At 70.5% G+C, this 25,017-nt stretch carries 25 protein-coding genes and 1 pseudogene; 16 read left to right on the top strand and 10 right to left on the bottom strand.

Annotation, left to right across the window (positions count from 1 at the left end; genetic code table 11):
• Positions 1 to 132: 132 nt before the first annotated feature.
• From moaA to fdhD, 3 genes are read left to right on the top strand one after another with little or no spacing between them, the layout of a single operon-like run.
• Entirely contained in the window at positions 133 to 1,197 is a 1,065-nt protein-coding gene (gene moaA, locus NFR93_RS06575; protein ID WP_251451060.1) for a GTP 3',8-cyclase MoaA, read from the top strand.
• A 55-nt stretch (positions 1,198 to 1,252) separates the two neighbouring features.
• The gene (locus NFR93_RS06570) at positions 1,253 to 2,713 is read left to right on the top strand and encodes an MFS transporter (RefSeq protein WP_251451058.1); all 1,461 of its coding nucleotides are present in this window, start codon (positions 1,253 to 1,255) and stop codon (positions 2,711 to 2,713) included.
• A 23-nt stretch (positions 2,714 to 2,736) separates the two neighbouring features.
• On the top strand, positions 2,737 to 3,579 hold the full coding sequence (gene fdhD / locus NFR93_RS06565; RefSeq protein ID WP_251451056.1) for a formate dehydrogenase accessory sulfurtransferase FdhD: 843 nt from the start codon (positions 2,737 to 2,739) through the stop codon (positions 3,577 to 3,579).
• A 70-nt stretch (positions 3,580 to 3,649) separates the two neighbouring features.
• Here the strand turns inward: fdhD and NFR93_RS06560 are convergent, their stop codons facing one another.
• Together NFR93_RS06560 and NFR93_RS06555 are read right to left on the bottom strand one after the other, a co-directional pair.
• Complete coding sequence (locus NFR93_RS06560) at positions 3,650 to 4,231, bottom strand: Dps family protein (protein WP_251451054.1); 582 nt, start codon at positions 4,229 to 4,231, stop codon at positions 3,650 to 3,652.
• 136 nt (positions 4,232 to 4,367) lie between these two features.
• Positions 4,368 to 5,306 (bottom strand): phosphotransferase family protein, encoded by a 939-nt coding sequence (locus tag NFR93_RS06555; RefSeq protein ID WP_251451052.1) that lies wholly within the window; start codon positions 5,304 to 5,306, stop codon positions 4,368 to 4,370.
• Positions 5,307 to 5,465: 159 nt separating this feature from the next.
• Here NFR93_RS06555 and NFR93_RS06550 point away from each other — a divergent pair, with 159 nt between their 5' ends.
• From NFR93_RS06550 to NFR93_RS06525, 6 genes are all read left to right on the top strand, one after another.
• Positions 5,466 to 5,840, top strand: a complete 375-nt coding sequence (locus NFR93_RS06550; protein WP_251451050.1) for a nuclear transport factor 2 family protein — start codon at positions 5,466 to 5,468, stop codon at positions 5,838 to 5,840.
• A gap of 70 nt (positions 5,841 to 5,910) precedes the next feature.
• Complete coding sequence (locus NFR93_RS06545; RefSeq protein WP_251451048.1) at positions 5,911 to 6,474, top strand: NYN domain-containing protein; 564 nt, start codon at positions 5,911 to 5,913, stop codon at positions 6,472 to 6,474.
• Positions 6,475 to 6,476: 2 nt separating this feature from the next.
• Positions 6,477 to 7,271, top strand: coding sequence for a hypothetical protein (locus tag NFR93_RS06540; RefSeq protein ID WP_251451046.1), 795 nt, complete (start codon positions 6,477 to 6,479; stop codon positions 7,269 to 7,271).
• Positions 7,272 to 7,382: 111 nt separating this feature from the next.
• A complete protein-coding gene (gene deoC / locus NFR93_RS06535; RefSeq protein WP_251451044.1) occupies positions 7,383 to 8,048 on the top strand; it encodes a deoxyribose-phosphate aldolase in 666 nt (221 codons plus the stop codon).
• Positions 8,049 to 8,108: 60 nt separating this feature from the next.
• Positions 8,109 to 10,496: a phosphoketolase family protein gene (locus NFR93_RS06530; protein WP_251451042.1), complete on the top strand. Its 2,388-nt coding sequence runs from the start codon at positions 8,109 to 8,111 to the stop codon at positions 10,494 to 10,496.
• Positions 10,497 to 10,506: 10 nt separating this feature from the next.
• Entirely contained in the window at positions 10,507 to 11,253 is a 747-nt protein-coding gene (locus NFR93_RS06525) for a sulfurtransferase (RefSeq protein WP_251451040.1), read from the top strand.
• Between the two features lie 56 nt (positions 11,254 to 11,309).
• Here NFR93_RS06525 and NFR93_RS06520 read toward each other — a convergent pair whose 3' ends face one another.
• Positions 11,310 to 13,289: a bifunctional metallophosphatase/5'-nucleotidase gene (locus tag NFR93_RS06520; RefSeq protein WP_251451038.1), complete on the bottom strand. Its 1,980-nt coding sequence runs from the start codon at positions 13,287 to 13,289 to the stop codon at positions 11,310 to 11,312.
• A 261-nt stretch (positions 13,290 to 13,550) separates the two neighbouring features.
• Between NFR93_RS06520 and NFR93_RS06515 the strand changes: the two genes are divergently transcribed.
• The gene (locus NFR93_RS06515; protein WP_251451036.1) at positions 13,551 to 14,483 is read left to right on the top strand and encodes a diacylglycerol/lipid kinase family protein; all 933 of its coding nucleotides are present in this window, start codon (positions 13,551 to 13,553) and stop codon (positions 14,481 to 14,483) included.
• A 61-nt stretch (positions 14,484 to 14,544) separates the two neighbouring features.
• Positions 14,545 to 15,045: a GNAT family N-acetyltransferase gene (locus NFR93_RS06510; RefSeq protein WP_251451034.1), complete on the top strand. Its 501-nt coding sequence runs from the start codon at positions 14,545 to 14,547 to the stop codon at positions 15,043 to 15,045.
• A 7-nt stretch (positions 15,046 to 15,052) separates the two neighbouring features.
• On the opposite strand, the gene NFR93_RS06505 is transcribed toward NFR93_RS06510, so the two are convergent.
• From NFR93_RS06505 to NFR93_RS06495, 3 genes are all read right to left on the bottom strand, one after another.
• Positions 15,053 to 15,787 carry a YqjF family protein gene (locus NFR93_RS06505; RefSeq protein WP_251451032.1) on the bottom strand — a complete coding sequence of 245 codons (735 nt, stop codon included), beginning with the start codon at positions 15,785 to 15,787 and terminating at the stop codon, positions 15,053 to 15,055.
• Between the two features lie 16 nt (positions 15,788 to 15,803).
• Complete coding sequence (locus NFR93_RS06500; protein ID WP_251451030.1) at positions 15,804 to 16,022, bottom strand: hypervirulence associated TUDOR domain-containing protein; 219 nt, start codon at positions 16,020 to 16,022, stop codon at positions 15,804 to 15,806.
• A gap of 139 nt (positions 16,023 to 16,161) precedes the next feature.
• Positions 16,162 to 16,365 (bottom strand): cold-shock protein, encoded by a 204-nt coding sequence (locus NFR93_RS06495; RefSeq protein WP_251451530.1) that lies wholly within the window; start codon positions 16,363 to 16,365, stop codon positions 16,162 to 16,164.
• Positions 16,366 to 16,984: 619 nt separating this feature from the next.
• On the opposite strand from NFR93_RS06495, the gene NFR93_RS06490 reads away from it, so the two are divergent.
• The 4 genes from NFR93_RS06490 (at position 16,985) to NFR93_RS06475 (ending at position 21,450) form a co-directional block, all read left to right on the top strand.
• A complete protein-coding gene (locus NFR93_RS06490) occupies positions 16,985 to 18,778 on the top strand; it encodes a glycoside hydrolase family 15 protein (RefSeq protein ID WP_251451027.1) in 1,794 nt (597 codons plus the stop codon).
• A complete protein-coding gene (locus NFR93_RS06485) occupies positions 18,768 to 19,676 on the top strand; it encodes an SMP-30/gluconolactonase/LRE family protein (protein ID WP_251451025.1) in 909 nt (302 codons plus the stop codon). The genes NFR93_RS06490 and NFR93_RS06485 overlap by 11 nt, the downstream gene beginning before the upstream one ends.
• A gap of 1 nt (position 19,677) precedes the next feature.
• Positions 19,678 to 20,478: an SDR family NAD(P)-dependent oxidoreductase gene (locus tag NFR93_RS06480; RefSeq protein ID WP_251451022.1), complete on the top strand. Its 801-nt coding sequence runs from the start codon at positions 19,678 to 19,680 to the stop codon at positions 20,476 to 20,478.
• Between the two features lie 75 nt (positions 20,479 to 20,553).
• The gene (locus tag NFR93_RS06475; RefSeq protein WP_251451020.1) at positions 20,554 to 21,450 is read left to right on the top strand and encodes an SDR family oxidoreductase; all 897 of its coding nucleotides are present in this window, start codon (positions 20,554 to 20,556) and stop codon (positions 21,448 to 21,450) included.
• Between the two features lie 52 nt (positions 21,451 to 21,502).
• Here the strand turns inward: NFR93_RS06475 and msrA are convergent, their stop codons facing one another.
• Positions 21,503 to 22,051: a peptide-methionine (S)-S-oxide reductase MsrA gene (gene msrA, locus NFR93_RS06470; protein ID WP_251451018.1), complete on the bottom strand. Its 549-nt coding sequence runs from the start codon at positions 22,049 to 22,051 to the stop codon at positions 21,503 to 21,505.
• A gap of 201 nt (positions 22,052 to 22,252) precedes the next feature.
• Here msrA and NFR93_RS06465 point away from each other — a divergent pair.
• Positions 22,253 to 22,717: pseudogene (locus tag NFR93_RS06465) on the top strand (Pr6Pr family membrane protein); the annotation flags it as partial.
• Between the two features lie 41 nt (positions 22,718 to 22,758).
• Here NFR93_RS06465 and NFR93_RS06460 read toward each other — a convergent pair.
• From NFR93_RS06460 to NFR93_RS06450, 3 genes are read right to left on the bottom strand one after another with little or no spacing between them, the layout of a single operon-like run.
• Positions 22,759 to 23,376: a DUF2238 domain-containing protein gene (locus NFR93_RS06460; protein WP_251451016.1), complete on the bottom strand. Its 618-nt coding sequence runs from the start codon at positions 23,374 to 23,376 to the stop codon at positions 22,759 to 22,761.
• Entirely contained in the window at positions 23,373 to 24,200 is an 828-nt protein-coding gene (locus tag NFR93_RS06455; RefSeq protein WP_251451014.1) for an endonuclease/exonuclease/phosphatase family protein, read from the bottom strand. Before NFR93_RS06455 ends, NFR93_RS06460 begins: the two co-directional genes overlap by 4 nt.
• Positions 24,197 to 24,991 (bottom strand): glycosyltransferase family A protein, encoded by a 795-nt coding sequence (locus tag NFR93_RS06450; RefSeq protein ID WP_251451012.1) that lies wholly within the window; start codon positions 24,989 to 24,991, stop codon positions 24,197 to 24,199. The genes NFR93_RS06455 and NFR93_RS06450 overlap by 4 nt, the downstream gene beginning before the upstream one ends.
• Between the last annotated feature and the right edge of the window lie 26 nt (positions 24,992 to 25,017).

The following is a 25,017-nucleotide window of genomic DNA, read 5'->3' as shown; positions in this document are numbered from 1 at the left end:
TCGACCTCTCCACGATCGCAGTCGCCGCAGGCCGGATCAGGCCGTTTCGGGGGACTTTGGTCCCGCGGCGCCAGCGGCGGGTAGCCTCGAAGACATGGTGCTCGCGACCCCCGAATGCCGCGGCGGCCTCGCATGACGGCCGTCCCGGTGGTGATCGGCGTGCGAGCGGATGCCGCCCCGCGTCGTCAGGGCGACGCATCCGGTGCCCTGGTCGACACCTTCGGCCGCGTCCACCGCGACCTGCGCATCTCGCTCACCGACCGCTGCTCGCTGCGATGCACCTACTGCATGCCCGAGCAGGGGAACGAGTGGCTCGCCCGCTCCAGCATCCTCACCGTCGATGAGATCGTCGAGGTGGCGCGGGTGGCCGCGGCCGCCGGGATCACCACGTTCCGCCTCACCGGCGGCGAGCCGCTGCTGCGCACCGACATCGTGGACGTGGTGCGGCGTCTGGCTTCGCTGGCCGGTCCCGATGGCCGGCCCGTCGAGCTCGCGATGACGACCAACGGCATCCGGCTGGGTGACGTGCTCCCCGACCTCATGGCCGCGGGGTTGAGACGGGTCAACATCTCCATCGACACCCTCCGGCGCGACCGCTTCCACGAGCTCACCCGTCGTGATCGCCTGCCCGAGGTGCTCGAGGGGATCGCGGCGGCTGCGGCATCCGGGCTCTCGCCGCTCAAGCTCAACGCCGTCGCCATGCGCGACGTAAACGACGACGAGCTCGTCGACCTCGTCGCCTTCGCGATCGCCCACGACGCGCAGCTGCGGTTCATCGAGCAGATGCCGCTGGACGCCGGGCACACCTGGGACCGCGCCCGCATGGTCACGCGCGACGAGATCCTCGCGACGCTGTCCACGAGGTGGGACCTCACGGCGGTCCCCGGACGGGGCGGCGCGCCGGCCGAGCGGTGGACACTCGACGGCGGACCCCACACCGTCGGCATCATCGCCTCGGTCACGGCACCGTTCTGCGGCGACTGCGACCGCCTGCGACTGACCGCCGACGGGCAGTTGCGCAACTGCCTCTTCTCGACCACCGAATACGACCTGCTGCCCACCTTGCGGGCGCCGCACGCGGACGGCGACATCGATCGGATGCTGCGCGCGTGCGTCCGGGGAAAGCTGCCGGGGCACGCGATCAACGACCCGTCGTTCCTGCAGCCGGCGAGAGGGATGAACGCCATCGGGGGCTGAGGAATCCGTCGGATTCGCGCCCTCGCGGCTGTGAATCACGGCAGAGTGGTCAGCGATGACCTCCACCGCCACCCCCACCGGCACGATCAGTCTCAGCCATGCGCAGCGGTGGCGCGCGTACTGGGTGTGCGTGAGCGTGGCCGCGATCACCATCCTCGACATGTCGAAGGTCAACGTGGCGCTGCCCTCGATCGAGCAGGCGCTGGGCGCGGGCTCCACGGAGCTGCAGCTGATCGTGTCCGGGTACGTGCTCACCTTCGGCCTCGTGCTCGTCCCGGCCGGGCGGCTCGGCGATCAGCGCTCCCGGCGCGCGCTCTTCATCATCGGGCTGTCGCTGTTCACGGTGACGAGCCTGCTGTGCGCCATCGCGACCTCGCCGCTGCTGCTCATCGCCGGCCGTCTGCTGCAGGGCGTCGCCGCCGGCATCCAGATGCCCCAGGTGATCGGCCTCACGCAGCAGCTGTTCCAGGGCGAGGAGCGCGGGCGCGCCTTCGGGCTGTTCGGAGCGACCATCGGGATCGCCACCGCGTTCGGTCCCACCCTCGGCGGCCTGCTCATCGCGGTCGGCGGCGACACCGACGGCTGGCGACTGGTCTTCTGGATGAACGTGCCGCTCGGCGTCCTCGCCATCGCCGCCGCGATCTGGGTCCTGCCGCGCACCCGGGAGCGCGCGAGTGCCCCGCTCGCCCTCGATCCGGTCGGTGTCGTGCTGTTCGGGCTCGCCGTGCTGGCGTTCCTGTGGCCCTTCCTCTTCACCACCGGCGCTCCCACCGACGACCCGCGGCGGTGGTGGCTGCTCGCGGCCTTCGCCGCGTTCGCGCTGGCGTTCTTCGTGTGGGAGCGGCGGTACGCGCGGGCCGGCAAGGCGCCGCTCGTGCCCATCGGGCTCTTCCGCATCTCGTCCTACCGGAACGGCACCCTGCTGCAGACGGCCTACTTCACCGCAGCGCCGGCGATGTTCCTGCTCACCACGCTCTTCCTGCAGCAGGGCGTGGGGCTGGCCGCCGTCTACGCCGGGATGGTGACGATCGGCTTCGCCCTCGCCAGCGCGGTCTCGTCGTGGATCGGAGGGAACCTCGTCGGGCGCTACGGGCGCCCGGTGGTCGTGTGGGGACTCGTGGCGATCCTGCTCTCGGTCATCGGCCTCGCGGTGTGCGCGGTCGTCCTTCCCGCCGAGGTCGTCCCGTGGGCGATGGCGGCGGTGATGACCGTCGGCGGCTTCGGCGGCGGCCTCGTCATCGCTCCGAATCAGACCCTCACCCTGCAGGACATCCCGGTGCGCCAGGGCGGCATCGCCGGATCGGTCGGCCAGCTGGGCCAGCGCATCGGCGCCGCGGTCGGCACGGCCATCGGCCTCTCGCTCTTCTACTCCACGATCTACGCCGAAGCGGGGGAGGAGCGGTACGTCGTCTTCCACGATGCCTACGGGTACGGCATGATCGCCGTCGGCGGATTCCTCGCCGTCGCTCTGGCGGTCGGGATCGTCGACCTCTTCGGGCGCAAGCGCCACGAGTGAGCGCGCGGCGTTAGCCTCGGGGGATGGGTCGCATCACCGCTCGACGTCCCGTGGTGAAGATCACCTTGGGGGGCGAGCCGGTGCGCCGCAGCGACACCCTCGCCGTCGAGGAGCCGCTGGAGCTGCGGGTCGGCGGTGTTCCCCTCGCGGTCACGATGCGCACCCCCGGCGCCGACGTCGACCTCGCCGCGGGCTTCCTGGTGTCGGAGGGGGTGCTCACGCGTGCCGACGACTTCCGCGTCGCGGTCCACTGCGGTGGGCCCGGCACCGGCGGCGAGGCCAACACCTACAACGTGCTCGACATCGGCCTCGCACCCGGCGTGCGCCTGCCCGACGCGGTGACGACGCGGGCGTTCTACACGACGAGTTCGTGCGGGGTGTGCGGCAAGGCGTCGATCGACGCCGTCGAGACGGTGTCGCAGTTCGACGTCTCGACGGATGCCGCCACGGTCACCGCGGACTTCATCGCGTCGCTGCCCGATCGGCTCCGCGCGGAGCAGGCGGGGTTCCGCACGACCGGTGGCCTGCACGCGGCGGCGCTCTTCGACGCCGCGACGGGGGAGCTGCTCGTCGCGCGGGAAGACGTCGGACGGCACAACGCGGTGGACAAGGTCGTCGGATGGGCGCTGCGCGAGGATCGGCTGCCCCTCGCCGGCACGGTGCTGCAGGTGTCGGGCCGGGCGAGCTTCGAGCTCGTGCAGAAGGCCGTGATGGCCGGCATCCCCATCCTGTCGGCCGTCTCGGCGCCCTCGTCGCTGGCGGTCGAGCTCGCGGCGCGGTCGGGCCTGACCGTCATCGGGTTCGTGCGCGCGGAGACGATGAACGTCTACACCGCCGCCGAACGGGTTCGTACCGACGGGGCGTGAGCTGCGCCGGGAACAGCACGACGCCGCTCGCGACACGAAGTCGCAAGCGGCGTCGAGAGAGCGCCTGGGATCACCGCTGAGGCGTGCGGTTCTCCGCGCTCACCATCCACGACAGCTGCTCGAGGCGCTCCAGCACGGCGTGCAGGATGTCGGCGCTGGTGGGGTCTTCGTCGTCGACGTCGTCATGGACGTCGCGGCACGTGTGGACGACGGCGTCGAGCCGTTCGGTCATGAGGTCGACGACCTCGCTGGTGTCGATCTCGCCCTGGGGGAACTCCGGCAGGGTCGTCGTCTCGGCGACGGTGTCGCTGCGGCCGTCGGGAAGCGCGTGCAGAGAGCGCATCCGCTCGGCGACGGTGTCGCTGAACTCGCGAGCGGCTTCGATGATCTCGTCGAGCTGGAGGTGGGTGTCGCGGAAGTTGCGTCCGACGACGTTCCAGTGCGCCTGCTTGCCCTGCAGCGAAAGCTCGATGAGGTCGACGAGTACCTTCTGCAGGCTTTCGCCGAGCTCCTTCGACGCGGTGAACCCGGATTCGGCGTTCTGCTCGTCGGTCAGCTCGGCTCCGGTGCCGCCCTTCGCGGGGCGCCGGCGGTTGCGTGCCGGGGTGGCGGTGCTCTTCGCAGTCGACTTCTTCGCGGTCGTGGTGGCCATGGTGGCTCCTTCCCGTTCAAGCGTGTGGCTCGTGGATGTGCGAGCAGGATCGACCGTACGCGGCGCCGCGGGAACGAGCGTGGCCCTTGCACGCCGCGCAGCGGGGTGCTACACGGGATGACCGTTCCCGCGGATGTCAGTCGCCCATGCGGGCGCGCAGCCACGCCGCCGCGACGAGCCCCTGGGCGCGCTGGAAATCGCGCAGCGTCGGCAGCGCGGGTATCGGCGGGAGCACGGCATGGGTGAGGAAATACCCCGCCGCGGCCGCGACGATCGCCGTCACGTGCCCGTCCGGCGCCGAGCGAGCGACGCCCGCCTCGGCGAAGACCGCGCTCGGCGGCGGAGTGCCGGGGAACAGACAGAGGCTCGGTACGGCGAGCGCCCAGTCGAGCCAGGCGGCGCCGACGCACGCCTCGGTCCAGTCCACGACGACGGCGCCGGTGTCGGTGAGCAGCATGTTGTCGGCTCTGAGGTCACCGTGCACCAGTGTGCTGCCGGCCGCCGCATCCCGCCAGCCCTCCGCGGCCGCGGCCACACGTTCGAGATTGCGCTCGATCCATGGGGCGACCTGAGCGGCAGGGTGCCCGTGGTCCACGTCGCGCCAGCCGTCGAACTGCGCACCCACACGGTCCGCGAAGGATTCCACCCGCAGCGGAGAGGGCGTCAGGTCTGCCGCGAGGCGGTCGAAGACGTCGATCATGCGCGCTCGCTGCCGGGCGTCACCCGGCTGCGGGTGGTGTCCCGCCACGTGTTCGAAGACGAGGATCACCCAGTCGTCCTCATCATCCGAGGCGAGCAGCCTGGACGCGCGCGGATGCGGGCCCAGCTCGGTGAGGATCCGCCGTTCGCGTCGATAGAGCTCGATGCTCCCCGGGCCCGTCGCGGCGTGAATGGCCTTCACGAACACCGAGCGGCCGTCGGCGAGGGCGAGCGTGGCCGCGAGACCGGGTGAGAACCCTCCGGCGGCGGAGCTCGCACTCCGTGTCGGAGCCCCTGCCAGCCGCTCGACCCGGGACCGAACGGCGAGGGGCAGGTCGCCCCACTGCAGCCGGTTCCCTCCTCCGTGCACCTCCATGCCGTCACGGTATCCGAAGGGCACCGCGCATCGGTCATCGCGCGATGGTGACCGGGCATTGGTCATCGCGCCGGTGCGCTCGCGTCCGACGTGCTACGACGAAAACCTGCCGCGCGCAACCCCTTGGCACGACCGGAAAGGGTGCGGGACGGTGACCGCATGTGCGAATCGATCGACGACCTGCTCGAGCTCGAGCATCAGGGCTGGCGGGCGCAGTGCGACGGAACCGCGGCCCTGTTCTACGGGAGCGTGATGAGCGATGACAGCCGGGTCGTCCTCGGGGACGGGGTCGTCCTCGATCGCTCGCAGGCGCTCCGGGTCATGGCGCGGGCCCAGCCGTGGGTGCGCTACGAACTCGCGCAGCCGCGATTCCTGTCGCTCGGACCCGAGGCGGCCGCGCTCATCTACCGCGCTCGGGCCTATTCGGCGGACGGGGAGCCGGTGCTCTCGGCCGCGATGTCGAGCGTCTACGTGCGGCACGAGGGCGCCCTCCGGCTGGCGCTCTACCAGCAGTCGCACGAACTCGCCGCCTGACGGTGCGCGGGCGCCGTCGCGGCCTAGGCTGGTCGCAGGCCGTACCGCGCGGCGAGGTGGGCAGGGTGAGATGACAGGCGACGACGACGGCGTCACATGGGTGCTGGTGGACGGCGAGAACATCGACGCGACCCTCGGGTCGTCGATCCTGGGGCGCCGTCCTCAGCCCGAGGAGCGCCCTCGCTGGGACCGTCTCATTGCCTTCGCGGCCCGCAGATGGCAGCAGCACGCGCAGGGGCTGTTCTTCCTGAACGCCTCCAGCGGCATCCCGATGTCGTTCGTGCAGGCGCTCAAGGCGATGGACTACCGGGTGGTCCCGCTGTCGGGAGCACCCGATGAGAAGGTCGTCGACATCGCCATCCAGCGAACGCTCGCGGCCCTGCGCGAGCGCGGCGGCGACGTCATCCTCGTCAGTCATGACGGTGACTTCCTCGACGACCTCGGTGCGCTCGTGGGCGCGGACCGTCGGGTCGGGCTGCTGGCGTTCAACGAGTTCCGCAACGTCGGCTACGCGGCGCTTCCGGGCATCGAGAAGTTCGACCTCGAGTTCGACGCGGGGGTCTTCGACGCCCCGCTTCCACGCGTGCGCGTGATCCCCATCGACGAGTACGACCCGAGCAGCTTCCTGGGCTGATCATGGTGCTGCCTCCTGTCTCGCCCGGCATGTCGGCGGACATCGGCGGCCCCGACGGACACTCCTACGGGGCGGTGCTCCTGCGCTCGGAGGCGTCGCATCCGATTGCCGCGTCCGGTGCGGATGCCGCACCGGACGTGGCGGGGATCCTGCACGGACTCCGCTTCTCGGGCTGGGTGGCACCCCCCGACCGGGGCTGGACGGTGATCCTCGGAGACCCGGGCGCGGGCGTCGTGGCGCGGGGGCGCCGCGGGATCGTCGAGGTCGCGGGTGCGATCGCCGCCGCCGTCGCCGGTCCTGTCGTGGCGGTGCAGGTCCGGCGCGACCGTCAGCTCGGCATCGTGGCGTGGCTCGACGGCGTCGAGATCGCCCGATACTGCAGCGATCCGTCCGTCGAGCCCGGCGCCGACCGCGAGGTGCTGTCGGATCCGGTCGGCGAGGACGACGCCGAGGCGCTCGCCACCGCACTCGGACGCTCCGCCGCCGCCGAGGATCTGCGGGCGCTCCTGGCCGAGGAGCTCGATCCTGACAGCGTGTTCGAGTCGGAGCGGCTGCGATCCGTGCTGCGGGTGATGGGCATGCCCGAATGGCTGGTGGCCGCAGGCTCGCTGCCGCACGACATACCGACCGGCCCGCGCGCGGCCGAGCTGACCCGGCTGCGCGCCGGCGAGACCGGGCCGGCGGCACTCGCGGCCCACGGTCTGATCAAGAAGGGGCGCCGGCGCCACGCGCCGCCGCCGATCATCGACGATCCGCCTCGTCAGAACGACGGTGGAATGGACCCCTGGCTGCTCTAGCGGCGTCAGGATGTGCTCAGGTGCATCGGGCAGAATGAAAGGTCGTGCCGCGTTTCGAACGCGGCGTTCCTTCGTCTCTGACTTCCCATTGCACTTCGTCCCTGGAGGACCATGTCCATCGCACACCTCGCCCGCGCCGTCGACCACACGCTGCTCAAGCCCGAGGCCACCCGCGGCGACATCGCCGCCGCGGTCGCCGAGGCTGCGGAGCTCGGCGCTTACAGCGTGTGCCTGTCGCCGTCGGCGCTTCCGGTCGAACTGCCCGAGGGTCTGAAGCTGACCGTGGTGTGCGGCTTCCCGAGCGGCAGGCACCACTCGGAGATCAAGGCGGCCGAAGCGCGTCTCGCGGTCGCGCAGGGCGCGGACGAGATCGACATGGTGATCGACATCGCCGCCGCCATCGACGGGCGGTTCGACGCGATCGAGGCGGACATCCGCGCGGTGCGCGAGGCCGCCCCGCGGCCGGTGGTGCTGAAGGTGATCGTCGAGTCCGCCGCGCTCGACGACGAGGCCCTCGTGGGCGCGTGCCGGGCCGCCGAGGCCGCGGGGGCGGACTTCGTCAAGACCTCCACCGGCTTCCACCCCGCCGGCGGCGCCACCCTGCACGCCGTGGAGCTGATGAAGCGCACGGTCGGCGACCGCCTCGAGGTCAAGGCCTCGGGCGGCATCCGCACCCTGGCCGATGCCAAAGCCATGGTCGCGGCGGGCGCCACGCGACTGGGACTGTCCAGCACGCGCGCGATCCTCGGCGACCGCGTGGCGGTCGGCGGCTACTGAACCGGTCGCGCCGGCGCAAGCCCGTCGTCGCGCGGGGGACGCTCGCGTAGCCTGAGCGCCATGACGGCGAACGACTTCTCGACCGAGCGCCCCATCGACGACGAGACCGTCGACGCCCTCGATGCGTGGTGGCGGGCGGCGAACTACCTCTCGGTCGGCCAGATCTACCTGCGCGACGACCCCCTGCTGCGCGGATCCCTCACGCGGGAGAAGATCAAGCCCCGGCTGCTCGGCCACTTCGGCACCGTTCCCGGGCTCACACTCGTGTACGCGCATATGAACCGCGCCATCCGCGAACGCGACCTGGACGCGCTGTACATCGCCGGGCCCGGCCACGGCGGACCCGCAATGGTCGCGGCGGCATGGCTGGACGGCACCTACACCGAGCGCTACCCGGACGTCGGCCGCGATGAGGAGGGGATGCGGCGACTCTTCGGGCAGTTCTCCTGGCCGGGCGGCATCCCGAGCCATGCGGCGCCCGAGACGCCCGGCTCCATCCACGAGGGCGGTGAGCTCGGATACTCCCTCTCGCACGCCTACGGTGCGGCGTTCGACAACCCCGATCTCACCGTGGTGTGCGTGGTCGGCGACGGAGAAGCCGAGACCGGACCGGCGGCCACCGGCTGGCACGGGAACAAGTTCCTCAATCCCGTCACGGACGGCACCGTCCTGCCGATCCTCCATCTGAACGGCTGGAAGATCGCGAACCCCACGCTCCTCGACCGCATCCCCGATGACGAGCTCCTGCAGCTGTTCCGCGGGTACGGCTACGATCCGCTGCTGGTCGAGTTCGCGGCATCCGATCAGCCGGACCGGATCCACCGGACGTTCGCGGGCGCGCTCGACCAGACGCTCGACCGGATCGCCGCCCTTCGCGCGGCCGCCCGCGCGGGCGACGAGGTCCGTCCGCGCTGGCCGATGATCATCCTGCGTTCTCCCAAGGGCTGGACGGGACCGGTCGAGGTGGACGGCGACCCCGTCGAGGGCACGTGGCGCGCGCATCAGGTGCCCCTCGATCAGGTGCGCGACGACACCGCCCATCGCGAGATGCTCGAGGCGTGGCTGCGGTCGTATCGTCCACGCGAGCTCTTCGACGATGCGGGAGCGCCGGCGCCGTCGATCGCGGCGCTCGCTCCCGAGGCCGACAGGCGGATGAGCGCTTCGCCGCACACCGTCGGCGGTGCCCGGCGCGATCTGGCCGTGCCGTCTGTCGAGCGCTTCGGGTTCGACGTCGACCCGACCGCACGCGGATCCTCGGATGCCGGGTCGACGGGTGTCCTGGGGCGCATGCTGGCTGCGGTCATCACCGACAACCCCGTCGACTTCCGTCTGTTCGGACCGGATGAGACCGCGTCGAACCGCCTCGCCCCGGCCGTGTACGAGGCCACCGCAAAGCAGTGGCTCGGCGAGATCCGCCCCGTCGACCGCGACCTCGCCCCGCGCGGCCGGGTCATGGAGGTCTTGAGCGAACACCAGTGCCAGGGCTGGCTCGAGGGTTACCTCCTCACCGGTCGCCATGGCCTGTTCACCACCTACGAGGCCTTCGTGCACATCGTCGATTCGATGTTCAACCAGCACGCCAAGTGGCTCGAGGCCGCTTCGCAGGTGCCGTGGCGCGAGCCGATTCCGAGCCTGAACTATCTGCTCTCGAGTCACGTCTGGCGGCAGGACCACAACGGGTTCACCCATCAGGACCCCGGGTTCCTGGACGTGGTCGTCAACAAGAGCCCGGATGTGGTGCGGGTCTACCTGCCCATCGACGCGAACACGCTGCTGGTGACCGCCGATCACTGCCTCCGGTCGAGGGGGTACGTCAATGTGGTCGTCGCGGGCAAGCAGGAGCAGCCCCAGTGGCTGACCCTCGACGAAGCCCGCCGTCATGCCGAGCGGGGACTCGGCGTGTTCGACTGGGCCGGCTCCGAGGTCGCCGGGGAGGCGCCGGACGTGGTCCTCGCCGCCGCCGGCGACGTGCCCACGCTCGAGGTGCTGGCCGCCGCGGCGCTGCTTCGCAAGGGGGCGCCGGAGCTGCGCGTGCGGGTGGTGAACGTCCTGGACCTGATGCGACTGCTGCCTGAGGACCGGCATCCGCACGGACTGACGGACGACGACTACGACGCCGTCTTCACGGCGGACAGGCCGGTGATCTTCGCCTTCCACGGCTACCCCGCCCTCGTCCATCGGCTGACCTACCGTCGCCGCGGGCACGACCACCTGCATGTTCGCGGGTATCTGGAGCGGGGGACGACGACGACGCCGTTCGACATGGTGATGCTCAACGACCTGGACCGGTACCGGCTCGCCGCCGACGCGATCGATCGGGTGCCGGGAGCCCGGGAGCGACATGCGGCGTTCCGGGACGAGCTCGAGCAGCGGCGCGATCGGGCAAGGGCGCACACCCGCGCGCACGGCGAGGACATCCCCGAGGTCGCGCAGTGGCGGTGGTCCTAGGCTGGTGGCCGTGCTCTCCGTGCTCAACATCTCGGCCTATCTGTTCACGCATCTGGATGACGTCGCCGCGCAGCGTGCGATCCTGCGGGAGCGTGCCCTCGAGCGCTCGTTGAAGGGCACGATCCTGCTCGCCGAGGAGGGGATCAACCTCTTCCTCGCCGGTGAGGCCGGAGCGGTTCGAGGATTCGTCGACGACCTGCGCGCAGACGAGCGCTTCGCGGGATTGACGACGAAGGAGAGCTGGTCCGACGCGCAGCCGTTCCGCAGGATGCTGGTCAAGGTCAAGCGCGAGATCATCCGGATGGACCATCCGACCATCCGCCCGGGGGCGGGCAGGGCGCCCGCGGTGGACCCGCTCACGCTCAAGCGCTGGCTCGACCAGGGACACGATGACACGGGGCGCGAGGTCGTGCTGGTGGACACCCGGAACGCCTTCGAGGTCGACGCCGGCACGTTCGCGGGCGCCCACGACTGGCGCCTCGAGCGCTTCACCCAGTTTCCGGATGCCGCGACCGCCCACCGCGGCACGCTGACGGACAAGACCGTCGTGAGCTTCTGCACGGGCGGCATCCGGTGCGAGAAGGCCGCGCTGTACCTGCGCGACGCCGGGATCGACGCGTGGCAGCTCGACGGCGGCATCCTCGGCTACTTCGAGCAGGTCGGCGGAGATCACTTCGCGGGAGAGTGCTTCGTCTTCGACGAGCGCGAGCTGCTCACGCCCGAACTCGCGCCCGCCGGGAGTGCACCCGGCGTCTGAGACGCGGAACGGCCCCGGGCGGGAGCCCGAGGCCGTTCCGATCCTGAAGGGTCGACTCAGCCGGTCACGTTCAGCGTGAACGACGTGGTGGTGCCGGTCGACGGCACCGTCAGCTCGAACGTGGTCTGACCGCTCGCGGCGCCGGGCACCGTGAAGGTGACCGTCGCCGTGCCCACCTCGTCGGTGGTGGGCGTGTACGAGGTGTCAATGCCCGCCGATCCCAGCACGGCGCCGCCGAGCGAGACCACAGCGGTGTCGGCGTCGGTCTCGTCACGGGTGAAGTCCAGCGACGAGAAGTCGACCGTGACGGACGACCCTGCCGCGACCGTGGTGCCGCCGTCGACGTGGACGCCCACGGCACGCTGCGTGAGGTCGGGCGTCGCCGTCTCGAACGTGTCGAACCAGTCCACCATCGACTCGAGGTCGATCTTTCCGCTGTCGGCCTTCGCCGTACCCGCGCGGAAGACGGTGAAGTTGTCTCCGCCCGACGCCAGGAACGAGTTGGCGCCGACCGAGTAGACCTGGTCTGCCTGGATCGCGACCCCGTCCAGCCACATCTGGGTGATGCGGCTGCCGGCGGCGGCGGTCGGGTCGTAGGTGTAGCGGAACTCCGAGTTGACGCCGAGCTTGAGGAACGGACGCGACGCCGAGGCCGGCTGCCACTGCTGCTCGAGCACCTGGCGGATCTGGTCGCCGGTGAGGTTCATCGACACCAGGGTGTTGGCGAACGGCTGCACCGCGGCCGCTTCGGCGTAGGTCACCTCGCCCGAGGCGATGTCGGCGCGCAGGCCACCCGGGTTCATGAAGGTGATCTGCACGTCACGCGTGCCCTCGGCGTTCAGCGACCACTTCTGCACGTCGGCGACGAAGTTGCCGAGCGTGGATTCGCCGCCGCGGTTCTCGGGGAAGTCCGTCACGGTGGCCGGGTCGGCGAAGACCGCGCGGCCGAAGCTCGCGTCCGCCTCGCCGAGAACGACGCTGCCGAGCTCGTCGGCCACTTCCTTCGCCTCGGCGACGAGGGGCTCGAGCGCCGGGTCGGGCTCGTAGTTGTAGCCGATGACGTCACCGCGGTCGTTGCGGATGGCCATCGTGTAGATGGTGTTCTCCATCGACGTGATCGCCTTGGCCTTGCGGTCCCAGACGATCTCCATGTTCGAGAAGCGCTCGCCGTACTGCCCCGACGAGATCACCGGACGGTCGTCGATCACCAGGTTGTAGGCCAGGTGGGTGTGGCCCGAGACGATGGCGTCGATGTCGTCGTTGGCGTTGTTGACGATCTGACCGAAGCGGGTGTCCGGATCGGTCGCCGACTCGACGGTCGGCTCGGCGGCGCCCTCGTGGACCAGCAGCACGACGATGTCGGCCTCGCCGTTGCCGCCCTTGCCGTCGCTCAGCTGAGCGGCGACGCGGTTCGCAGCCTCGACGGGGCTGCCGACGGTGATGTCCTCGATGCCGGCCGGGGCGACCAGCGACGGCAGCTCATCGGTGACGGCGCCGACGAAGCCGACGCGCACACCGTTGACCTTCTCGATCCAGTACTCCGGCAGGGCGGGCTCCATCGTGTCCTTCAGGTACACGTTCGCCCCGACGTACTCCCAGTCGGCCAGCGGCATGACCCGGTCGGTGAGGTCGGCGAAGCCGCGGTCGAACTCGTGGTTGCCCACCGCGCTGACGTCCAGCCCTGCGAGGTTGAGCGCCTCGATCGTCGGAACGTCGTCCTGGATGAACGAGGTGAACGTCGAGGCGCCGATCATGTCACCGGCGGCGGCGAACAGCGTGTTCCGGTTCTCGGCTCGCAGTTCGTTCACCGCACCGGACAGGCGCGCGATGCCGCCTGCCGTTCCCGACTCCTCGATACGACCGTGGAAGTCGTTGACGGTCACCAGGTTGATCTCGACCGTGCGGCCGTTCGCCGGAGGGTTCTTCGGATCCTTCGGGGCCGCCTGAGCGGCACCCACACCGCCCAGGCTGAGCGCGAGGACCGTGGCTCCCGCGAGTGCTCCGGCGGCGACGCGGCCGCGCGTTCGTTGCTGCATTCCGTTGTCTCCTCTGCAAGACGGATGCCGGCGGCCGACGGATCGCCGATCGTCCGGTGTCGCACGTGCCGACCTCGGGTTCGAGCGGGCACGGGATCGAGCCTATGTTCGGGCTGTGCGGCAGGGAAGAGTCCGCCGACGTTCCCCGGTCCGCTCATCATGAGAGTTCCTTCATGTGCGTGCATGCCGTCATCCGGATGCACAGTCGGACACGGTGCGCCAGTGCTTGCATTCCCTGCGGCCGAGCCCGAGAGTGAGCGCATGACTTCAGCGAGTGTCGGGATCGTATGGAACCCGAGCAAGATCGATCAGGACGAACTCCGTGACGCCGTGGACAGCGTCGACCCGGATGTCGCGGCCACCGCCCAGTGGTTCGAGACCAGTGTGGAAGACCCGGGGCGCGGAGCCGCGGAGGCGGCCCTGGCAGCAGGGTGCGACCTGGTGCTGGTGGCCGGCGGTGACGGGACCGTCCGTGCCGCGGCCGAAGCGCTCGCCGGGAGCGGCGTGGCGATGGGGATCGTGCCGCAGGGCACGGGGAACCTTCTCGCCCGCAATCTCGACGTACCCCTCGGCAGCGTCAAGAAGGCGCTCGAGCGCGCTCTCGATCCGGCGCAGGAGCGCGTGATCGACATGGGGTGGGTCGAGATGGACAACGGAGAGCCCGAGCGGGCCTTCACCGTGATGGTCGGCTTCGGGCTCGACGCGCAGATGCTGTCCGAGACCGACGACGACCTCAAGGACAAGGCAGGCTGGCTGGCGTACGTCGAGGCGATCGGGCGTGCGGTCTCGGCATCCGAGGTCGTGGACGTGACGATCACGCTGGACGACGGCGAGCCGCAGCAGCTCAGTGCCCACACCCTTCTCATCGGCAACTGCGGCACGCTGCAGGGCGGCGTCGCGCTTCTGCCGGACGCGCTCTTCGACGACGGTCGGCTCGACCTCCTCGTGGTGAGCGCCGAATCGCCGGCCCAGTGGCTCGAAACGCTCAAGACGTTCGTGTGGGACAACGGCGTGCGCAAGCTCTTCGTGCAGGACGCCTCGGCGGTGAGCTCCGACACCGCCGTGCACCTGAGCGGGGAAGCGGTCCGCGTGGACCTGCCCAAGCCCATCCTGTTCGAGATCGACGGCGAAGAGGTCGGCGAGATCTCGCGTTTCGCGGTCCGTCTGGAACCTGGCTCGCTCACCGTGCGCTGATCGCTCGGAGGCTCGGAGGCTCGGAGGCTCGGAGGCTCGGCGGGCTCGCTACGCTCGTGCGATGACCCTTCGAGTCCTCTCCGACGGCGCGGTGCTGCGCGCAGCGCGCCCGGGCGATGAGCCCGGCATCCTCTCGTGCATTCAGGCCCTGGCCGACTACGAGCGGGAGCCCGACGCTGTCGAGAACACGGCCGACGACCTCACGCGTACGCTCTTCGGCGCCGACCCCAAGGCGTTCACCCACGTCGTCGAGCGGGACGGCGCGGTCGTCGGCATCGCCATCTGGTTCCTCACGTACTCGACCTGGACGGGCACGCACGGCATCTGGCTCGAGGATCTTTACGTCCACGACGAGCAGCGCGGGCGCGGGTACGGCAAGGCGCTCATCGCCTCGCTGGCCGAGGTCTGCGTGGAGCGCGGCTATCGGCGCCTGGAGTGGACCGTCCTCGACTGGAACGCGCCCTCCATCGCCTTCTACCGGTCGATCGGGGCGGACCCGATGTCGGAGTGGACGACGCAGCGCCTGAGCGGGGACGCGCTGTCCGCACTCGCGGGGGACTGACCCGTGCTCAGATCATCTCGCCCCGTCCGAATCGCGACGACACCCCGGGACTGAACAGCACCGAGTCGGGCGCTCGCGAGGTGACTCCGGGAAGCCCGGCGGCGGCGCACAGATCGTCCCGCAGGCTGTCGACCCGCGCGGGATGGAGCACCCAGGGCTCGTGCTCGTTGGGCAGCCAGCGGGTGCGTCCCAGGCGGCTCTCGAACAGACCCCAGCGCGCGGTGAGGAACCGAGCCGTGGCGTCGTCGACGACGTGCGAGGGATCGACGGTGACAGCCAGTCGGAAACCCGGTCCGAGCTCGCCCGGGCGCACCGCGATGCGGCGGGATGCGTACTCCCAGCCGCCGGGGAGTGGTCGCTGCGCGGTCCGTGCCCACATATAGGGGAGGGAGAACACCGCACGAGCGGCGAGCACCGCGGGGAGGCGCGCTGCTTCGAGCGAGCGGAACACCACACCGCGACGGCCGCGCGCATCCACGGCGTACAGGCGGACGTTCACTTCGGTGAACGAGCCCCACCTCGTCATCGCCGGGAACGGCCCGATGCGGGCGTCGCGAAGCTCGAAGGCGATCAGGCCGACCCAGCTGGTTCCGTCGTGGACGTCGGGCGCCAGGCCCGACGGCAGCAGGGGAGCGACCGCTTCGGGTGGCACCCGCCAGTGGACGAAGGCGACATCGCGCCAGTCCTGGGCGGCGACCACACCTCCGCGCAGCGGAGGGGCCGAGGTCGAGATCTCGTCCATGGCCCGATCGCCCGCGTCAGTCGCTCTTCAGTTTTCGCAGCGACGCACCCTTGTGGGCTGCGCGCCGGCCGCTCTTCTCGGACTCGACGATGAACGACGGCTCATCGTCCGAGGCGGTGAACGTCTGACCCTCGAACTCGAAGTCCTTCGTCCGGCGTTCGACGACCTCGCCCTGCGTGCGTCCCTGCGGTGTTCCCCAGCTGACGCGGTCGCCCTTCCGGAGGTTCTCGGTCATGATCTGCCCTCGCATTTCTTCGGATGCCGCAAGAGTAGATCCGCGGCGGGCGACGTGGCCGGGCTTGACAGCGAGTGCGGACGCGCGAAAGCCGGGGCAGCGCTGTGGCTGCCCCGGCTTTCGCGGTGGAACGTGTGGGTCAGAGCGGCCGGATGTTGGCTGCCTGCATGCCCTTGGGTCCGCGCTCGGCGTCGAACTCCACCTTCTGGGTCTCACGGAGTTCCTTGAAGCCGTCGCCGGCGATCGCGCTGAAGTGCGCGAAGAGATCGGCCGAGCCGTCGTCGGGTGCGATGAACCCGTAGCCCTTCTCGGAGTTGAACCATTTCACGGTGCCAGTGGCCATCGTGTCTTTCCTTCTACTTTTCGGGCCGCCTGAGCGACCGGGGGTGCCGCGCCGACGTGTGCGGAGCGGACGTGTGATGTGCGGTGCGCCGGCCGGAACCGGAGCCACGCGGGTGGTGGATGCCGCGACCGCCGCCGAGGCGAGTTCGCGGGAGTCGTAGCGGCCGAGAGCGTCGCCTCGGGCGCTGTGCGCCTGGTAGCCGTCGGGCTCGACGGCGATGAAACCGGCGTACTCGCCGGCCAGGGTGGCGACGAAAACGTCGTCGTCGGCCTGACGCCAGTCGAGCGTCGGCCGGGACGAGCCGGTGATGGGGGTGGTGACGAGTGTCAAAAGAGCTTTCAGCAGGAGCCGCAGGCGAAAGGCGATGTCACGTTCGCTGTGCGGAAGTCGGTGGTTTCTATAGGGAGCCGCGATCTGCGGCGGGCGTCCGGCGGTCTGCTTCTCCACAATGAGGCAGAAAAGTATCGACGCGTGCGGCCCGAAGGGCGAAACCCACCCTAGCACGTCATCCCGGGTGGTCGATGCGCGGGCCAGGTTCGCCGACTCCGTCCGCGTTGTCAACCCTCGGCGTCGACGCCCTTCGGCGCCCACACTTGAGGCACAGCGCAAGGAGCCCCACGTGACCTCTGATCCCATCGAGTCCTACGCCCCCATCGGGGACGGTCGGACCGTGGCTCTCGTGGGCCGTGGGGGCCGTATCGACTGGCTCCCGCTTCCGGAGCTCACCTCCACGCCCGTGTTCGCGCGGCTCCTCGACGACGAGACCGGTGGATACGTCGAACTCGCCCCCGTCGATGAGCACACGGTGAGCCGCAGGTACCTGCCGCGCACCAATGTGCTCGAGACCGAGTTCACGACCGCCGGCGGCCGGGTCACCGTGACCGATGCGCTCGTGTCGGGGGTGGCGGGGCGCCTGCCGTGGGCGGAGCTGGCCCGCCGCATCGACGGCGTCGAGGGCAGTGTGCGGATGACCTGGGCCGTGCGCCCGGGAACCTCCTTCCACACCGGAGCGCCCTGGATCGAGCAGACGCCGCACGCCGCCATCATCCGCTGCGGCCACACCGCGCTGGCCGTGGTCGGTGACGGCCACGGCCCGAAGCCGCCCGAGCCCGACGGTCCGGGAGGGCCGGTGCTGGCCGGCGAGTTCGAAACCCGGCCGGGTACCCGCCACGTGCTGGTGCTCGCCTCGACGCACCGCGAGCCGCTGCACCTGCCCGACCCGCTCAACGTCGACGTGGGCATCGACCGGACCGTGGAGAACTGGCGGCACTGGTCTCGAGTCTTCTCGTACGACGGACCGTGGGCGCGCCACGTGCAGCGCAGCGCCCTCGTGCTCAAGCTGCTCATCTACAGCCCCACGGGGGCGATCGCCGCCGCGGCGACGACGTCGCTTCCCGAGAATCCGCGGGGCGGCAAGAACTGGGACTACCGCTTCGCGTGGGTGCGGGATCTCGCCTACACGACCGAGGCGCTCGTGCGGTTCGGCCTGCGCGAAGAGACGCATGCGGCGCTGTCGTGGATGCTGCGCACGATCGGCGAGCAGGGGCCGGAGCTCCACGTGATGTACACCCTCCAGGGCGATCTCGTGCCCGCGCCGCAGCAGTACGAGGTTGCCGGGTGGAACGGCATCCCTCCGGTGGTGACCGGCAACCCCGCGAACCGGCAGCTCCAGCTGGGGGTCTACGGCGACCTCATCGCCATCTGCCGGACCTATGTCCAGGCGGGCAATCTGCTGGATCCCGCGACCGCGCGCATCCTCGTCGATGTCGCCGACCGCACGTGCGACGTCTGGCGCAACCCCGACTCCGGCATGTGGGAACTGCCCGAGATCGCGCACTACACCTCGTCGAAGATGGGGTGCTGGAAGGCCCTCGACGATGCGGCCGCGCTCGCCGACGCGGGGGTCATCCCCGGGAGCGCCGACCGGTGGCGCGCCGAGCGCGATCGCATCCGCGCCTGGATCGACGAGCACTGCTGGTCCGAGGAGCTGGGGGCGTATGTCGCCATCGCCGGCGGGACCGACCTCGACGCCTCCGTCCTGCTCCATGCGCCCACCGGCTTCGACCGCGGAGAGCGCATGTCGCGGACGATCGATGCCATCACCGCCGGGCTCGGCGCCGGCGCGCTGGTCTACCGCTACACCGGCGTCGAGCGCGAGGAGAAGACCTTCGTCGCGTGCGCGTTCTGGCGCGCGCACGCCCTGGCGTGCGTGGGACGCCACGACGAGGCCCTCACGCTGATGGACGAGCTGGTCGGCATGGCCAACGACGTCGGTGTGTACGCCGAGATGATCGACGAGCACGACGGGTCGGCGTGGGGGAACACGCCCCAGGCGCTCAGCCACCTCGCCTTCATCAACGCGGTCTTGACCATCCGCGAACTCGTACCGGAGGAGAAGCTCCATGGCCGCTGACCTGTTCCGCGACACCCGGGGGATCCTGATCGAGAGCATCTGGTGGGATGCCCGCACCGACGAGGTCGTGTGGGTCGACATCACCGCCGGCACGGTCCACCGCGGGCGCTGGGACGGAGCCGTCGACGGGAGCGATGATCGCGTCATCGAATTGCCGCCGCCGGTGAGCGCCGTGCAGCCCGCGACCGGCGGTGGATACGTCGCCGCCCTCAAGGACCGGGTGGTCCTGCTCGACGCCGCCGGCGGTATCACCCGCGATCTCGCCGCTCTGCCGCACCGGCACGACGGCATTCGCCTGAACGAGGGCAAGGTCGACCCGTTCGGGCGATTCGTCGTGGGCGCGATGGATCTCAGCGCCGACGATCCGGATGCCGGGCTCTACGCCGTCGGCGCCGACGGCTCCGCCCGCACCCTCCGAGGCGGTTTCGGCATCACCAACGGGCTGGAGTGGAACGACGACGGCTCTGTCATGTTCGTCACCGACACCATGACCCGCACCGTCTATCGCGGCGCGTACGGACCCGATGGCGACCTGGGCGAGCTGGAGCCGTTCCTCGTCGGGCGGATGAGCGACGGGCTCGTCCGGGCGGCCGACGGCTCGTTCTTCAACGGCATCTACGGCGACGGCGTGGTCGTCCACTGGGGAGCGGACGGCGGCGTGCTGGGCGAACGGACGATCCCGGTGCCGAACGTCACGTCGGTGGCGTTCGCCGGGCCGGCGCTCGACGTCCTTCTGGTCGGCACGGCCCGGGAGAACCTCTCGGAGGACGCGTTGTCGCAGCATCCGCTCTCGGGTGGCATCTTCCGCCTCGATACCGGCGCCACCGGCCTTCCCGTCCACACTTTCGGCGAGGACCGCACCGCTTCCGACGACCTGCACGACAGCAAGGAGAACTGACATGGACCTCGGCATCACCGGAAAGAAGGCGCTCGTGACCGGCGGCGACTCCGGCATCGGCTGGCACACCGCCCGCATGCTCCTCGACGAGGGGGCGACGGTCGTGATCAGCGACCAGGATCAGGAGTCACTGGATGCCGCGGCCACCGAGCTGCGCGCACCCAAGGGACGGCTTCACGCCTTCGCCGCCGACATCACCAGCCTCGACTCGTTGTCGGCCCTGCACGAGCAGGTGCAGCAGGCGGTGGGCGACATCGACATCCTCGTGCAGTCCGCCGGCGTCACCGGTGCCCAGGGACTCTTCCACGAGATCACCGATGAAGGATGGACCAAGACCATCGACATCGACCTGCTCGGTCCGGTGCGTCTCGTGCGGCAGTTCCTTCCGTCGCTGCGCAAGGGCGGCTGGGGGCGACTGGTCTTCCTCGCGTCCGAGGACGCCGTGCAGCCCTACGACGACGAGCTTCCCTACTGCGCCGCGAAAGCGGGGATCCTCGCTCTCGCGAAGGGGCTGTCGCGCTCGTACGCCCGCGAAGGCCTCCTCGTGAACTGCGTGTCGCCCGCGTTCATCCACACGCCGATGACCGACGCCATGATGCAGAAGCGATCGAAGGAGCTCGGCGTCCCGACGAAGCAGGCGATCGCGTCGTTCCTCGACGAGGAGCGGCCGTACATGGAGCTGAAGCGCCGCGGCGAGCCCGAGGAGGTCGCGGCGGTCGTCGCGTTCCTGTGCTCCGGACTGGCGTCGTTCGTGAACGGATCCAACTACCGCGTCGACTCCGGCTCGGTCGCGACCATCTGAACCCGGAGAGAGCCCGACTCGACCCGACCGATCACCCACCGACCATCCGACCACACCCACCCACGAGGAGGAATCATGACCCGCGACCAGTACACCTTCACCGACCCGGCGAAGCTCTACGCCGACATCGAGCCCAAGAAGCAGGAGATGCCCGAGCCGGGGCTCGACGCCGATCTGTCGCCCCGCGCCGATCTGGGCGAGAAGTCCTACCGGGGCACCGGCCGGCTGGCCGGCCGCAAGGCGCTCATCACCGGAGGCGACTCCGGCATCGGAGCGGCGACCGCGATCGCGTTCGCCCGCGAGGGTGCGGACGTCGCGCTGTCCTACCTGCCCGAAGAGGAGGAGGACGCGCAGCGGATCGCCGGGATCCTCCGCGACGCGGGCGCGACGGTGCTGACCCTCCCCGGTGACCTCAAGGACGCCGCCTACTGCCGCGACCTCGTCGCCTCGACCGTCGAGGGTCTCGGCGGACTGGACATCCTGGTCAACAACGGCGGGAAGCAGATCTACAACGAGGATCTGACGACCCTCAGCGACGAGCAGTTCGACCACACCTTCAAGACCAACGTCTACGCGATGTTCTGGATCACCAAGGCCGCGGTGCCCCACATGCGGGCGGGCTCGACGATCATCAACACGACGTCGGTCCAGGCGTACTCGCCGTCCGGCATCCTGGTCGACTACGCCTCGACGAAGGCGACGATCAACGCCTTCAGCAAGGCACTCGCCGAGCAGCTCGCGCCGAAGGGCATCCGCGTGAACGCCGTCGCTCCCGGCCCGATCTGGACGCCGCTGCAGCCGAGCGACGGCCAGCCGCCCGAGAAGCTGGAATCGTTCGGCGAGCAGACGCCGCTCGGCCGGATGGGACAGCCGGCAGAGCTCGCTCCCGCCTACGTGTTCCTGGCGTCGGCGGAGTCCAGCTACGTGCTGGGCGAGACGCTCAACGTCAACGGCGGTATGCCCACGCCCTGACGAGGAGGCGGCGCGCGCCCCGCGATCGCTTCGGCGACCGCGGGGCGCGTCGTCACGCGGTCGCCGTCTTGTCGCGTGCCGGAAGCACCCATCCCGCGCGCGGGAAGTGGCAGGTGTACCCGTTGGGGTAGCGGATCAGGTAATCCTGGTGCTCGGGCTCGGCCTCCCAGAACGGTCCGGCCGGCTCGATGGTCGTGACCGCCTTGTCGGGCCACAGCCCCGACGCGTCGACGTCGGCGATGGTCTCGCGTGCCACGCGCTCCTGCTCGGGGGAGAGGGGGAAGATCGCCGACCGGTAGCTGGAGCCGATGTCGTTGCCCTGGCGGTTCATGGTCGACGGATCGTGGATCTGGAAGAAGAAGGCCAGGATGTCGCGGTAGGACGTCTGGGCGGGATCGAAGACGATCTCGACGGCCTCGGCGTGACCGGGATGATGGCGGTAGGTGGCGTGGTCGTTCGAGCCGCCCGTGTAGCCGACGCGGGTGTCCACCACGCCCGGCTGACGGCGGATCAGGTCCTCCATGCCCCAGAAGCAGCCGCCCGCGAGGACGGCGGTCTCCATGCCGGGGACCTGGGTGACGGTACCGGTGTCGGTGCTCATTGTGTGCTCCTTCTGCGGTGCGGAGATTCCAGTTTCGCCGATCGTCGCGGAGCCGGGGCCGTGGTGAGCCTCTATCGTCATGTCGTGGCCATCCCGTTCCGACCCGTCGCCCTCGCCTTCCGCGCCGTCGCGGTCGTGGTGGTCGCGACGGGTGTCATCCGACTCCTCGATCTGTTCACGCCCGACCCGAGTTGGCGCACGATGTTGTACTTCACCGCGGTGACGAACGTCATCGTCCTGGTGTGGCTCACGATCGTCGCCGTCGCCACCGCGCGTGATCTGGTACGCCGCGGGGCGCGGGGACTGACCAACCCCTCGCCGGAGTTCCACGGCGCGGTGCTGATGGCGGTCACCGTGACGATGCTCGTCTACACCGTGGTGCTCGTCCCCACACTCACCCAGGACCCGACGTACGAGGCGTACACGCTGACCGACTCGCTCGTCCACGTGGTCGCCCCGGTGCTGGTGGTGCTGGACTGGCTGCTGTTCACCCCGAAGGGGCGCATGCGCTGGCGCGACCCGCTCCTGTGGGCGCTGCTGCCGCTCGGCTACCTCGCGTTCGCCTTCGTCTTCGGCGCGCTGGGCGGGGAGTTCGAGCCCGGGGTCTCGTATCCGTATCCGTTCATGGACGTGGCGACGCTCGGGGTGGGCGGGGTCGCGCTGTGGATTCTGGGGCTCGCGGTCGCGCTGGAGCTCGTGGGATTCGGCTACGTGGCGATCGACCGCGCGCTCGGTCGGCGCTCGCGCGACGCCTCCGGCTCGCGCAGCGACGCCGACGCCAGCAGCACACCTGCGCATACGGCTCCCAGCCCGCCCACGGCCATGTCGCCGATCGTGTCGGAGTAGGCCACGAAGATGTCGTCGGTGATGAAGGCCCAGCCCACCCACTCGACCATCTCCCACACGGCACTGACCGCGAGCCCGAGGACCACCGCCAGCACCACCGGCGCGCGGCGCGGTGTGTCCGCCGCGCGGGGCGGAGCCACCACGCGCAGGTCGGCCAGACCGAGATACGCGACGACGGCGATGACGCCGGTGCACACGAAGTGGATGAGCAGGTCCCACCCGACGACGGTCGTGTAGAGGTCCAGCACGTTGCTCCACGCGGCGACGAGGACCGTGATCCCGTAGAAGATGTCGAACCACGCCCGTACGCCGAGGAAGCGCGGCACGAGAAGCGCCGGAAGCGACAGGGCGAGCACGCCGACGTGGGTGGGAGTGCCCCAGACGGCGACCGCCAGGACGCTCACGAGGCCGAGGACCCGAACGAGGTCGGCGGCGTATTCGCCGGGGGTGCCCGGTGGCCGCAGGAAGTTGCGCCTCATGGATTCGTCCGTTCGCGTAGCTGCACGATCGCCTGGACCGGCAGATGGTCGGAGGGCCACCCTCCGAGAGCGCGGCGGGTGTTGATGCCGATGCCGCGGACGCGGACCTCCGCGGTGGCGGCGATCCAGTCGATGCGCCCGGTGCCGGCCCGCGGTCGACGATACCCGCCGAAGGTGCCCCATTCGCTCGTCAGCCGCCGCTCGGCGCTGGTCCACGCGTCGCGCAGGACGTCGTCGGCGAACAGCTCGTCCAGCGCCGTGGTCCCCGGCCGGTCGTTGAGGTCGCCCGTCACCAGGGCGGGCAGGGCGGCCGCCTGCACGAGGCCGCGCACGTGGGCGGCGCCGCGCGCGCGGGAGCGCCGCGAGAACGGGTCGAGGTGGGTGTTGAAGACGGCGAAGCGCGTCCGGGTCTCTCGGTCGCGGAGCACCGCCCGCACGACGATGCGGGGAATCAGGTTGCCCCACGTGCGCGAACCCGGTTCGTGCGGGCGGTCCGACAGCGCGGTCTGGGACCAATCCATCAGCTCGAGCCGGCCTGCGTCGAAGAACACCGGGCAGCCTTCGCCGGCTCCGTCCGCACGCCTCCCGCGTCCGATCCGCTCGTACCGATCCCCGAGGGCATCCGAGATCGCGTCAGCCTGATCGGGCAGCGCCTCCTGGACCCCCAGCAGGGTGGGGAGCTCGTCGCGCAGCAGCGACTGCAGCCGCGGCCGACGCCGGTGCCAGCTGTCCGCGGGCGGCCACGTGCGCCGCAGTCTGCGCCGCACGTTGAAGGTCATGACGTGCAGGTCGGGGGCGATGACCGGTCCGATGAGGGCGCTCACGACACGCCGCCCCTCGACCGGGGCGCGCGCGCCCGCATCCGTCGCATCGCGTGCCGCGACCAGCGGATCGGAGGAAAGTCGGCGGGCCAGTGCACCAGAACGCTCCGCCAGCCCGCGGCGCTCCGCCGCGCGAAGGACCGGGCGCTCGCGAACGGGCGCATCGACATGCCCATGGTCCTGGCCGGGACGAGGCGGATGCGCGCGTACTCGCCGAGGTGGAACGCCAGGTCGAGGTCGTCATGCACGCGCGGGTCGTCGCGGTGCACGCGCTCCCGGATGCCGCGCCACAGGGTTCGCCGCATGCCGAGGTTCGATCCGAACAGCGGCAGGTGACCGAGGGCGGCGGCCGTCGTGCCGGCGTACGCGCCGAGGTAGATCACGGCGAGGGGGGTGCGCAGCCACGTCGGACCGTCGATGAAGCGGGCACCGCCCGTGAACGCGCCGACGTCCGGGCGGCGCTCGAAGGCCGCGACCATGTCCGCCACCCACGTGGGTGAGGGCACGCAGTCCGCGTCCAGCCGCAGGATCAGATCGCCGCGGGCGTGGTCGTAGCCGTGCGACGCGGCGGCGGGGATGCCGGGGCGGGCGCAGTGCTCCACGCGGGCGCCGGCCGCCCGGGCGACGTCGGGTGAGGCATCCGAGGAATCGTTGTCGACGACGATGATCTCGTCCGGAGCGAGGGTCTGCGCGTGAAGGGCGCGGAGGCATCGGCGCAGCTCGGTGTCGTCGTCCTTCACCGGGATCACGACGGACACGGTCGTCCGTGTGCCCGGCGGGGCTGCTGCGGTCACGGTTCTCCTCTCGGGCTGCCTCTGCG

The organism is Microbacterium sp. Marseille-Q6648, from assembly GCF_943181415.1.
Taxonomy (GTDB): domain Bacteria; phylum Actinomycetota; class Actinomycetes; order Actinomycetales; family Microbacteriaceae; genus Microbacterium.
The sequence above is the reverse complement of the archived record's forward strand: the minus strand, read 5'-3'. Positions and strand labels throughout refer to the sequence as shown.